The 11,189-nt window shown below is 67.1% G+C and carries 14 protein-coding genes; 5 read left to right on the forward strand and 9 right to left on the reverse strand.

Annotation, left to right across the window (positions count from 1 at the left end):
- Positions 1-109: 109 nt before the first annotated feature.
- The 5 genes from sigM to ACKY0X_RS22500 all read left to right on the forward strand — a co-directional run bounded on the left by sigM (position 110) and on the right by ACKY0X_RS22500 (position 4,086).
- Complete coding sequence (sigM, locus tag ACKY0X_RS22480; protein ID WP_409427792.1) at positions 110-733, forward strand: RNA polymerase sigma factor SigM; 624 nt, start codon at positions 110-112, stop codon at positions 731-733.
- A 28-nt stretch (positions 734-761) separates the two neighbouring features.
- Positions 762-1,271 (forward strand): hypothetical protein, encoded by a 510-nt coding sequence (locus ACKY0X_RS22485; RefSeq protein WP_205843443.1) that lies wholly within the window; start codon positions 762-764, stop codon positions 1,269-1,271.
- 99 nt (positions 1,272-1,370) lie between these two features.
- Positions 1,371-2,372, forward strand: a complete 1,002-nt coding sequence (gene trxB, locus ACKY0X_RS22490) for a thioredoxin-disulfide reductase (RefSeq protein WP_409427793.1) — start codon at positions 1,371-1,373, stop codon at positions 2,370-2,372.
- Positions 2,369-2,698 (forward strand): thioredoxin, encoded by a 330-nt coding sequence (gene trxA / locus ACKY0X_RS22495; protein ID WP_024442083.1) that lies wholly within the window; start codon positions 2,369-2,371, stop codon positions 2,696-2,698. The genes trxB and trxA overlap by 4 nt, the downstream gene beginning before the upstream one ends.
- 167 nt (positions 2,699-2,865) lie before the next feature.
- The gene (locus ACKY0X_RS22500; protein WP_409427794.1) at positions 2,866-4,086 is read left to right on the forward strand and encodes an N-acetylmuramoyl-L-alanine amidase; all 1,221 of its coding nucleotides are present in this window, start codon (positions 2,866-2,868) and stop codon (positions 4,084-4,086) included.
- A 66-nt stretch (positions 4,087-4,152) separates the two neighbouring features.
- Here ACKY0X_RS22500 and ACKY0X_RS22505 read toward each other — a convergent pair whose 3' ends face one another.
- The 9 genes from ACKY0X_RS22505 to rpmH form a co-directional block, all read right to left on the reverse strand.
- Entirely contained in the window at positions 4,153-4,941 is a 789-nt protein-coding gene (locus tag ACKY0X_RS22505) for an acetyltransferase (RefSeq protein ID WP_409427795.1), read from the reverse strand.
- Between the two features lie 223 nt (positions 4,942-5,164).
- The gene (locus tag ACKY0X_RS22510) at positions 5,165-6,163 is read right to left on the reverse strand and encodes a ParB/RepB/Spo0J family partition protein (protein ID WP_409427796.1); all 999 of its coding nucleotides are present in this window, start codon (positions 6,161-6,163) and stop codon (positions 5,165-5,167) included.
- A 43-nt stretch (positions 6,164-6,206) separates the two neighbouring features.
- Positions 6,207-7,199: a ParA family protein gene (locus ACKY0X_RS22515; protein ID WP_409427797.1), complete on the reverse strand. Its 993-nt coding sequence runs from the start codon at positions 7,197-7,199 to the stop codon at positions 6,207-6,209.
- Positions 7,196-7,930 (reverse strand): 16S rRNA (guanine(527)-N(7))-methyltransferase RsmG, encoded by a 735-nt coding sequence (gene rsmG / locus ACKY0X_RS22520; RefSeq protein WP_409427798.1) that lies wholly within the window; start codon positions 7,928-7,930, stop codon positions 7,196-7,198. The genes ACKY0X_RS22515 and rsmG overlap by 4 nt, the downstream gene beginning before the upstream one ends.
- A 70-nt stretch (positions 7,931-8,000) precedes the next feature.
- Entirely contained in the window at positions 8,001-8,540 is a 540-nt protein-coding gene (locus tag ACKY0X_RS22525) for a protein jag (RefSeq protein ID WP_409429748.1), read from the reverse strand.
- A gap of 72 nt (positions 8,541-8,612) precedes the next feature.
- A complete protein-coding gene (yidC, locus tag ACKY0X_RS22530) occupies positions 8,613-9,653 on the reverse strand; it encodes a membrane protein insertase YidC (protein WP_409429749.1) in 1,041 nt (346 codons plus the stop codon).
- Positions 9,654-9,696: 43 nt separating this feature from the next.
- Positions 9,697-10,011, reverse strand: a complete 315-nt coding sequence (yidD, locus tag ACKY0X_RS22535) for a membrane protein insertion efficiency factor YidD (RefSeq protein ID WP_409427799.1) — start codon at positions 10,009-10,011, stop codon at positions 9,697-9,699.
- Positions 10,011-10,409: a ribonuclease P protein component gene (gene rnpA / locus ACKY0X_RS22540; protein ID WP_409427800.1), complete on the reverse strand. Its 399-nt coding sequence runs from the start codon at positions 10,407-10,409 to the stop codon at positions 10,011-10,013. The genes yidD and rnpA overlap by 1 nt, the downstream gene beginning before the upstream one ends.
- Positions 10,410-10,426: 17 nt before the next feature.
- The gene (gene rpmH, locus ACKY0X_RS22545) at positions 10,427-10,570 is read right to left on the reverse strand and encodes a 50S ribosomal protein L34 (protein ID WP_024442093.1); all 144 of its coding nucleotides are present in this window, start codon (positions 10,568-10,570) and stop codon (positions 10,427-10,429) included.
- Positions 10,571-11,189 lie beyond the last annotated feature (619 nt).

Below are 11,189 nucleotides of genomic sequence, written 5' to 3' on the forward strand. Positions count from 1 at the left end.
GGCGGCGAAGCCGGGCGAGCGGGTCGCCGTGATGGTCGTAGCTAACCCGCCTGTGCACAGCTCGTTTGGGTGAAGTGCCCGCGGGGTCGCCGCTGGTTACTGTCCGCCCATGGGACTCCCGGACCGCAGCGACGCCGAGCTGTTGGCCGCGCATGTCGCCGGTGACCGCTACGCCTTCGGCGAGCTCTATGGCCGCCACCACCGCCGGCTGCGCCGGTTGGCCCGGCTCACCACCGGGTGTCCGGAAGACGCGGAGGATGCGCTGCAGGAGGCGATGTTGTCGGCACATCGGGCGGCGGGATCGTTTCGCAACAACGCCGCCGTCGGCAGTTGGCTGCACCGGATCGTGATCAACGCCTGCCTGGATCGCTTGCGCCGCAACAAGATCCCTTACACCGAACTGCTCGTCACCCACGCCACTGTCGGAGATCACACCGCCGCGGTAGAGACGGCGCTGGAAGTGCGCGCGGCGCTGTCCCGGTTGCCCGTCGACCAGCGGGCCGCGGTGGTCGCCGTCGACATGCAGGGCTATTCGATCGCTGATGCCGCCCACGCATTCGGCGTGGCACCGGGCACCGTCAAGAGTCGCTGCGCCCGCGGTCGCGCGCGGCTGGCCGTCCTGCTCGGGCGAACCCACCACCCCGGGCCCGGCGCTGCGGTCCGGCCGGTCGGCGGCCGGATAGCCTTGGCGCCGGAGGGCGGGTTACCAGGTCGGATCGACGACTGCGCGTGACGACACCAGAGCGAGCGGAAGCGGCAATATGCCAAGCGATGAGGGCGACGAACAGTCCCGGGCCCGCACCGGGCCACCGGCGCACTCGAGCCGGCCACTGCCCCCGTTACGGCGGATCGCCGCCTGGGCCGGAGGCGCCGCGGCACTGATCGCCATCGGGGTCGGCACCGCCGCGCTGATCCGGTTCCCCGGCGACACCCCCAGCGGCCACCGCTCCCTGGACGCCATCACGGTGGCCTCCGCGCCCACGGCGGTGCTGCCGCTGTCCGATCCGGAGATCCTGGAGCTCTTGGACCGTCGCCCCGACTACGGCCCGCTGACAGACCCGGCACGCCGGGCCGGCTGCCTGGCGGGACTGGGTTACCCCGCCTCAACACACGTGCTGGGAGCCCGTGAGGTCACCATCAACGGTCACCCCGGCGTGGTGCTGCTGTTGCCGGGCACGCCAGAGGGCACGATCATCGCTTTGGCGGTGGCTCCGCACTGCAGTTCCGCGGATACCGGACTGCTGGCCGACACCACCGTCCGGCGCCCCTAGACGCCGGCAGGACCCGGCAGTAGCGACCTGGGGAACATCGCCGCCTACGCTGACGTTGCTAGCCCCAGTAACCAGATCCCCCGCGCGGAAAGGCCCTCGATGTCTGAGACACCATCCACCCACGATGTGATCATCATCGGTTCCGGCCCGGCCGGGTACACCGCCGCGATCTACGCCGCCCGGGCGCAACTGGCCCCGCTGGTCTTCGAGGGGACCGCCTTCGGCGGTGCGCTGATGACCACCACCGAGGTAGAGAACTTCCCCGGCTTCCGCAACGGCATCATGGGCCCGGAGCTGATGGACGAGATGCGCGAGCAGGCGCTGCGCTTCGGCGCTGACCTGCGCATGGAGGACATCGAATCGGTGGATCTGGATGGGCAAGTCAAGACCGTGGTCACCGCCGACGGCGAGACACACCGGGCCCGCGCGGTCATCTTGGCCATGGGCGCAGCCGCCCGCTACCTGAACATCCCCGGTGAGCAGGAACTGCTCGGCCGCGGGGTGAGCTCGTGTGCCACCTGCGACGGGTTCTTCTTCCGCGACCAGGACATCGCCGTGATCGGCGGCGGCGACTCCGCGATGGAGGAGGCCACCTTCTTGACCCGCTTCGCCCGCAGCGTGACGTTGGTGCACCGCCGTGACGAGTTCCGCGCCTCGAAGATCATGCTCAACCGGGCCCGCGAGAACGACAAGATCCGTTTCCTCACCAACAGCGTCCCGGTGGCCGTGGAGGGTGAGGCGACCGTGACCGGGCTGCGGGTGCGCGACACCGAGACCGGCGCGGAAACCACGCTGCCGGTGACCGGCGTGTTCGTCGCGATCGGCCACGACCCCCGCTCGGCGCTGGTACGGGGCGCCGTCGACCTGGACCCGGACGGCTACGTACGAGTCCAGCAGCCGAGTTCCCGCACCTCCTTGGAGGGGGTCTTCGCGGCCGGCGACCTGGTGGACCGCACCTACCGGCAGGCGATCACCGCGGCCGGAACCGGCTGTGCGGCCGCCATCGACGCCGAACGCTGGCTGGCAGAATCCGAAGACTCGGCCGATACAGCCGAAGCCCACGACAGCGGTACCGAAACCTTGATGGGAGCACCCCGATGACCGAGCACGCCACGGTGAACGTCTCCGACGCCACCTTCGCCGCCGACGTACTGGCCAGCAGTAAGCCCGTGCTGGTGGATTTCTGGGCGACCTGGTGCGGGCCCTGCAAGATGGTGGCCCCGGTACTGGAGGAGATCGCCGCCGAGCAGGCTGATCAGCTCACCGTCGCCAAGCTCGACGTGGACGCCAACCCGGACACCGCGCGGGACTTCAACGTGGTCTCGATCCCCACCTTGATCCTGTTCAAGGACGGTCAGCCAGTGAAGCGGATCGTCGGGGCCAAGGGCAAAGCCGCGCTGCTGCGGGAGCTCGCAGACGCGACCTAGCGGTTCCGGGCACTGTCCGACACGCTTGTGAGCCTCGGCTCTCAGGTGGCTTTTGTTGCCTTGCCGTTTTCGAAAATTGGCCGGGGATCTGAGACAATTCTGGCTAATCTGCTGGCAACCACCAGCACGGTTCCACTGCCAACAGCGACAACCGGAGGGGCTCAGTAATGTCGGGTCGGCATCGCGGCACCGAGCAGGGCCTGCGTCGTGGTGACCGCAGCGGTGCCGTAGTGGAGATCCGAGCAGCGCTGGCCGCGCTCGGGCTGGTGGACAGCCCCGACGCGGATCTGAGCACCGGCAAACACGTCGCCCTGGACGTCTTCGACGAAGCCCTGGATCAGGCCGTGCGGGCCTTTCAGCAGCAGCGTGGCCTGCTCGTCGACGGCGTGATCGGCGAGGCGACCTACCGTGCGCTCAAGGAGGCGTCCTACCGACTGGGCGCCCGCATTCTCAACCACCAGTTCGGGGCGCCGATGTACGGCGACGACGTCGCCACGCTGCAGGCGCGCCTGCAGGATCTGGGCTTCTACACCGGTCTGGTCGACGGCTACTTCGGTATCCAGACGCACAACGCGTTGATGTCCTATCAGCGTGAGTACGGTTTGTACGCCGACGGTATCTGCGGGCCGGAAACGTTGCGCTCCTTGAACTTTCTGGCCTCGCGGGTGACCGGCGGTTCGCCGCACGCGATCCGCGAGGAGGAACTGGTGCGGCGGTCCGGACCACGGTTGTCCGGCAAGCGGATCGTCATTGACCCGGGCCGTGGCGGTCGTGACCACGGGCTGATCATCCAGACTCCGTCGGGACCGATCAGTGAAGCAGATATCTTGTGGGACTTGGCAAGTCGTTTGGAAGGCCGGATGACGGCCATCGGGATGGACACCTTCCTGTCCCGTCCCAGCGGCCGCAACCCGTCCGACGCCGAACGCGCCGCGACCGCCAACGCGGTGGGCGCCGACCTGATGATCAGCCTGCGCTGCGCTACCCACGTCAGCCCGGCAGCCAATGGTGTGGCGTCCTTCCACTTCGGCAACTCGCATGGCTCGGTGTCCACCATCGGCCGCAATCTTGCCGACTTCATTCAGCGAGAGATCGTGGCCCGCACCGGATTACAGGACTGCCGGGCGCACGGCCGCACCTGGGACCTGCTTCGCCTGACCCGCATGCCTACCGTCGAGGTCGACGTCGGTTACATCACCAGCCCGCGTGATCGCGGGATGCTGGCTTCTCCCGCTAATCGCGACGCCATCGCGGAAGGAATGCTCGCCGCGGTCAAACGGCTGTATCTGCTCGGCAAGAACGACCGGCCCACCGGAACCTTCACATTCGCCGAATTGCTGGCCCACGAGCTGTCGGTCGAGCGGACCGGCCATCTCGGCGGTTCCTGACCCGGCGGTTCAGCGAGACTCGACGCAGGAGAGCCGAAGCTGGAACCGCCGCACGAGCACCGCGGTTCAGCGAGACTCGACGCAGGAGAGCCGAAGCTGGGGCCGGCGCATCGACCCCCTCGCAGACCCCGACGCCGCGGGGGCGCCCACCCCGATCGGTTGCTCTAACCGCGAGCTTTCCAGCAGGCGCTCCAGCGCAGCCTCCACCTCGGCCTTCCAGCCCAGGCCCTTGTCGAGTTCCAGGCGCAACCGTGGGAAGTACTGGTGTGGCGCCACCACGGTGAACCCGACATCGGTCAAGAAATCTGCCGCGATGATGCAGTGCTCGACTGAGCAGTCGCCGACCGCCTCCAAGACCGGTGCCACGTCGGGCGGAGCGGTGTCGCCCATACCGAGTAGTTCAGAAACTTCCGTCGTGCGGCCGAAGGCCTCGAGGGCGCGGACGCCGCGGCGCATCAATTCCTCGACCACGTGGGCGATCAGTTCCCGTGGCAGACCGTCGGCCATCGGAGCCGGGTCGACCCCGATCGAAGTCAGCAGCACAGCGTCGGCCGAGACCGGCCCGGTGGGAAACCGGTGTGCCCGCGGCACGGCGCGCGGGGGTGCGTAGAGCACGTAGCCGAGGCACTGCGGATCCCCGATTCCTCGCGCGGCCGACGGTGTGGCGACCTGGCCGCAGGTCCCCCACTCCAGCATCACCATCGACAGCCAGGCTTCCTTCTCGAACTCCGGATCCGAGAGGTGATCGGCGCGGCCGAGGGTGGCTGGATCGACTTCCCAGTAGACACAGCGGCGTGCGTGCTTAGGAAGCTGCTCGAAACCCTCGAGCTTCAGGGGTGCGATTCGGACAGACACTGGACTCCCGGTCTCAACCCGTGCTGCCGCCGACGACAGCCCCCTAAGAATAGGAGTGTTGAACCGCCGGGCGCCACTCTCGGCACCATCCGGTGGGTCGACCGCTCCAGAAAATGAAAGCTGCTGTTAATCAACATGTTTCAGTACCCTCGACGGGCCGGGGTCACCGTACCGTCACAGTGACGTAACGGCCGTGTGGCCCTGGACCTGGGCGAATAACCCCTCAGGAGGTTGTCGAGTCCATCATCGCGACGATGCGTTGCAAATCGTCAACGGAGCCGAACTCGACCACGATCTTGCCCTTGCGCTTGCCGAGGCTGACCGTCACGCGGGTGTCGAAAGTGGTCGACAACCGCTCCGCGACGTCCTGCAGGCCGGGCATCTGGATCGGCTTGCGCCGCGGCGCGACCGGTGTAGGGGAGCCCCCTCGGTTAGCCAGGGTGACCGCTTCCTCGGTGGCGCGCACCGACAGTCCCTCTGCCACGATCCGCGCCGCCAGTTCCTCCTGGGCCTCGGATCCGGCCTCCAGCGACAGCAGGGCGCGGGCGTGGCCGGCCGACAACACGCCGGCGGCGACCCTGCGTTGCACGGCAATTGGTAGGCGCAACAGCCTGATCATGTTGGTCACCAACGGGCGGGAGCGGCCGATGCGCGTAGCCAGTTCGTCGTGGGTCACCCCGAACTCGTCGAGCAATTGCTGATAGGCGGCTGCCTCTTCCAACGGGTTCAGCTGTACCCGGTGGATGTTCTCCAGCAGCGCATCGCGCAACAGGTTGTCGTCCTCGGTCTCCCGAACGATCGCCGGGATGGTCTCCAGACCGGCTTGCTGGGAGGCCCGCCAACGCCGCTCCCCCATGACCAACTGGTATCGCGAGGAGCCGGGTACGGCCCGCACCACGATGGGCTGCATGAGCCCGAATTCCCGGATCGAATGCACCAGCTCGGCCAGCGCCTCGTCGTCGAAAACCTGCCGGGGCTGGCGCGGATTTGGGTCGATGTCGGCCGGCCGGATCTCCCGGTACACCGCGCCCACGTCCGGGGTGGCCGCCGGGGCGGAAGCACCCAAGCCGCCGAGAACGACATCGGCGGCGGCATCACCCATACGCGGTCCCAGGCCGGCGCCACGGTCGCCCTGGCCCTCGTTCCCGTCACCGGGTCCCGTCGGGATCAGCGACGCCAGGCCGCGGCCCAAGCCGCCCTTCTTACGCGACGGTCCGGTCATCTGCGGCGCTCCTGTTCTTCTCCGGGTCGTCGTACACCGGCGGTCACTGCTGTCCCCCGCCATCTGCCAGGTCCCGCTCGACGAGCTCCCGGCTGGCATCCAGGTAGCTCATCGCCCCGCGCGAGCCCGGGTCGTAATCAATGATCGTCATGCTGTAGCCCGGCGCTTCCGACACCTTGACGCTGCGCGGGATCACCGTGCGCAGTACCCGGTCGCCGAAGTAGCGCCGGACCTCATCGGCGACTTGGTCCGCGAGCTTGGTGCGCCCGTCATACATCGTCAGCAGCACGGTGGTGACGTCCAGCCGCGGGTTGAGGTGCGCCTTGACCATCTCGATGTTGCGCATCAACTGGGATACGCCCTCCAGGGCGTAGTACTCGCACTGGATCGGGATCAGCACCTCCGGCGCGGCAACCAACGCATTGACCGTTAGGAGTCCGAGCGAGGGCGGGCAGTCGATGAAGACGTAGTCGAAGTCGAAGCTGTCCAGATCGGCCAACGCATTGCGCAACCGGTTCTCCCGCGCCACCATGCTCACCAATTCGATCTCGGCGCCGGCCAGATCGATGGTGGCGGGGATGCAGTACAGCCGCTCGTTGTGCGGGCTCTGCTGCAGGGCTTCGGTCACCGGGATCGCCCCGATCAACACTTCGTACGACGACGGGGTCCCCGACTTGCGATCGGAGATGCCCAAGGCCGTACTCGCGTTGCCCTGCGGGTCGAGATCAATCACCAGGGTCTTGATCCCCTGTACGGCGAGGGCCGCGGCGAGGTTGACCGCCGTGGTGGTCTTGCCGACGCCGCCTTTCTGATTGGCCACGGTGAACACGCGCCGGCGCCTTGGGCGGGGCAGTCGATTGTTTGTGTGCAGCACTTGCATGGCGCGTTCGGCCGCCGCTCCGATCGGGGTGTCGACAAAGTCCGGCGATGTTTCACGTGAAACCGAACCGGACGATGTTTCACGTGAAACAGCTTCGGTGGCGGGTTTCGCGGCCGACGGCCGTGGTGTGACGCCCGGGGGGACTGCTCTACTCATGCCTGCCTCCTGCTCGACCGTCGCGCCGGGCTGCCCGACATCCGACCGCGTGCGCGCTTCGCTTCGGGGTCTCCCCGCAGTGCCAGCACCACGGTCGCGGGCGGGGTTAAATAGTTCACGCCACATCTCACCACCCTTACGTCGTTGGCGCCTAGTCTGGCCATCACGCCGCGGTGTTCATCAAGCTCGGCCTGTGCCCGCTCCCCCTTCATCGCCAGCATCCGGCCCCCCTTTCGGAGCAGGGGCAGGCTCCACCGGCCGATCTTGTCCAGGCTTGCGACGGCACGTGACGTGACCACATCACACTCGCCCGCTTCCGCACGTACCGCGGGATCCTCGGCGCGGCCGCGCAGCACCTCCACGCTGGCGAGCGCCAATTCCGCGACCGCCTCGCGCAAGAACTCGCTACGGCGCAGCAGTGGCTCCACAAGGATCATCGACACGTCTGGGCGCACAATCGCCACCGGTATCCCCGGCAGCCCGGCGCCGCTTCCAATGTCTGCCACCCGCTCCCCGGGCTCCAGCAGCTCGCCGACTGCCGCACAGTTGAGCAGGTGGCGCTCCCATAGCCGTTCGACTTCCCGCGGGCCGATCAGCCCGCGCTCTACACCGGGCCCGGCTAACAGGGCCGCATAGCGACGGGCAATGGGAAGGCGGTCGCCGAAGACTTCCGCCGCCTCCGGGGGTGGCTCGGGTGCCGGTGCTCCCTCGACATGTTTCACGTGAAACATTCCTCCGGCTTCCCGCGAACGGACCGCGGCTGGGGAATCACACTGCTGTGATTCCCCGCCCTCAGTCTGGTCAGTCCCGCCGTACCACTACGCGGCGCGACGGCTCGACGCCCTGACTCTCGCTGTGCACGCCGTCCACGGCGGCCACCGCATCGTGGACGATCTTACGTTCGAACGGGCTCATCGGGGCCAGTTCCTCATCGGCACCGCTCTCCAGCACGCGCCGGGCCACCTCGTCACCGAGCGCGGTCAGGTCATCGCGACGTCGACGGCGCCACCCGGCGATGTCGAGCATCAACCGGCTGCGTTCGCCCGTCTTCTGGTGGACCGCCAGGCGGGTCAGTTCCTGCAGCGCATCGAGCACCTCGCCCTTGCGGCCGACCAGCTTGGTCAGGTCCGCACCGCCGTCGATGCTCACCACCGCACGGCGACCTTCGACATCGAGGTCGATATCCCCGTCGAAGTCCAGCAGGTCGAGCAACTCCTCCAAGTAGTCACCGGCGATCTCGCCTTCGGCAACCAGTCGGTCCTCCAGGTCGACCGCGGGCGCGGCTTGGCCCTCCTGGGCCTCCCCCGCCACCTCGCGCTCGGTGGTCCCGGCGTCGTTCATGTCAGTCGTGTCAGTCATGTCGTCTCCCTCCGTGCCCGGCGGCTCGCGCGCCGGTTGGCTTGTCGCGGTACGTCACCGCTTGCGTTTCTTCGGCTTCGCCCCGGCCCCCGGCCGGCCGCCACGGGCAGCGGGTCGATTCGGGCTTCGCTTGGCTCCCTCAGAGTTCCCGGTCTCGCCGGCCTCCGCTTCGGTCGCGCCCGACTCCTCGACGGCAGCACCGGCTTCGACGGCTGCATCGGTCGTGGCCGCCCGGCTACCCCGCTTGGGCTTGGCCCCGGGGGCCGGCGCGTTGGCCGCGCGACGCCGCAGCGCCTCCTCCTTCTTGGCCTCTTCCTCCTTGGCGATCAAGCCGAACACGTAGTGCTGCTGGCCGAACGTCCAGATGTTGTTGGAGAACCAGTAGAGGATGATCGCCAGCGGCAGGAAGGGCCCACCGACCACCACGCCCAGCGGGAAGACGTAGAGCGCCAGCTTGTTCATCATCGCCGTCTGCGGGTTGGCCGCGGCTTCTGGGCTCTGCCGCGCTACCGACGCCCGGCTGTTGAAGTACGTCGCGATACCGGCCGCGATCATGATCGGCACACCGACCGCGATCACCGACAGCCGGTTGAACTCGGTGAAAGCGTCCAGCCCAGTGCGTTGGATCATGGTCGCACCCAGCGGGGCACCGAACAGATTCGCGTCTAGAAAGTTTCCGACGTCGGCGGCGCTGAAGAAGTAGTTGCCCAGCTGCCGGTTCAGATCCGGAGACAGACCAAGCTGACCGATCCCGGTACTGGTCCGGTTGAAGGACCGAAGCACATGGAACAGACCCAGGAAGACCGGTACCTGCGCGAGCATCGGCAGACACCCCAAGATCGGGTTGAAGCCGTGTTCACGCTGGAGCTTCTGCATCTCCAGCGCCATCTTCTGGCGGTCCTTGCCGTACTTCTTCTGCAACGCCTTGATCTGCGGTTGCAGCTCCTGCATCTGCCGGGTGGTCCGGATCTGCTTGACGAACGGCTTGTACAGCAGCGCCCGCAGGGTGAACACCAGGAACACCACCGACAGCGCCCAGGTGAAGAAGCTCGCGGGTCCCAGAAGAAGGCCAAAAGCCTTGTACCACAACCACATAATGCCCGACACCGGGTAGTACACGTAGTCCAGGCTGCCCGGATCAAAGGACACGGTATTCACCCTCCGCTCGATTGTCCGAGTTGTTCTCGGACGGGCAGCCGCAGTCAGCGGCCCCCTGGGTCCGTTCGGGAATGGGGTCCCATCCGCCTTGATGCCACGGCCCGCACTTAGCTAGCCGTACCGCTGCCAGCCAGCTGCCCCGAATCAACCCGTATTCCGTCAATGCGTCAACCGCGTACTGGCTGCAGGTCGGCATGAAGCGACAGCTGGGCAGTCGCAGCGGCGAGATCAGATTCCGGTAAAGCTCGATGACGAAGATCAATCCGCGTACCGGTACTGCCGCGACCGCGTGCATCAGCGCACCGCCCCCGCGGCCCGGCGGATCGACCGCAAGCCTGTCCGCAACTGGGTCCCGAGTTCATCGGAGGTCGCACCGCTGCTGCTGGGCAGTGCCCGAATCACCAGCTGCTCTCGCGGCTCCAGATCGGCCAACACTTCGCGGGCCACATGGCGCAATCGCCGGGCCACACGATGCCGGTCTACCGCATTACCGACCGACTTGGCGATGATCAGACCGACGCGCGGCGGAATCGCCGCGGCGGCGTCCACCGCCGACTCCTCGGACGGATCCGTCCGTCGGTCCTGTATGACGCGGTCATACAGGATGACGTCCGGCTGCACTGCCCTTCGGCCATGCTTGACCGTTGCACCGAAGTCGGCCGATCGTCTCATCCGGTACTGAGCCGGGAGCACCGCCGAACTGCCTGTGCTCAGGCGGTCAGCGAGCGACGGCCCTTGCTGCGCCGGGCGGTGACGATGGCACGACCGGCACGGGTACGCATCCGCAGCCGGAACCCGTGCACGCGGGCCCGACGACGGTTGTTGGGCTGGAAGGTCCGCTTGCCCTTGGCCACGGCACACTCTCCTTATTGCATCTTGCGTCGCGTAAGCCCGACACACCGGAAGACCGTTGTGCCTGTCGCACGCGACGCACTCGGTAAGCTCGGTGAACTTCTGCGTCTTGCTCGTAACCGGCGCGGGCTCCGGCTTTTAGGCCGGTCGCAGCCGTATCGCCAGCGTTCGGGCGACTGTTCGAGGGTACTGATGCGCGTTCGCCGGGTCAAACCCCGGTGTCGTTGCCGTAGTGCACCACGCTCACCGGCCCACGAAATCGACCCAGTATTCACACTGGTCACACCCGTATCGAAAGCTCTAGCGGCCTTCGTTTTCATTCGATTCATCTCGGTGAAATGAGTAGTCGTCTACGCGGAAACCTGTTAACTTGCTTGCCAGCGCCGTTTCGGAACCGGAGCGGTTCTCGACCACGAACCGAAGATCACGAAGCGGCTGGCGCTTCAGATATAGCGTCTTTTGTCTGGAGTATCCGTTGCTGAGCAACCGGCCCAAAGGGCCTCACCGCGGAATGCGCACCTCATCCACACCTGTGGATAAGTGTGTGGATAGCATGTCCCTGTACGGCATCCTGGCACCGCGGTGCCAGGCCAGACGGCGTCGAACCAGGGGGATGGGGCT

This window comes from Mycobacterium sp. SMC-11 (genome assembly GCF_046250095.1).
GTDB classification, from domain to species: Bacteria; Actinomycetota; Actinomycetes; order Mycobacteriales; family Mycobacteriaceae; genus Mycobacterium; species Mycobacterium heraklionense_A.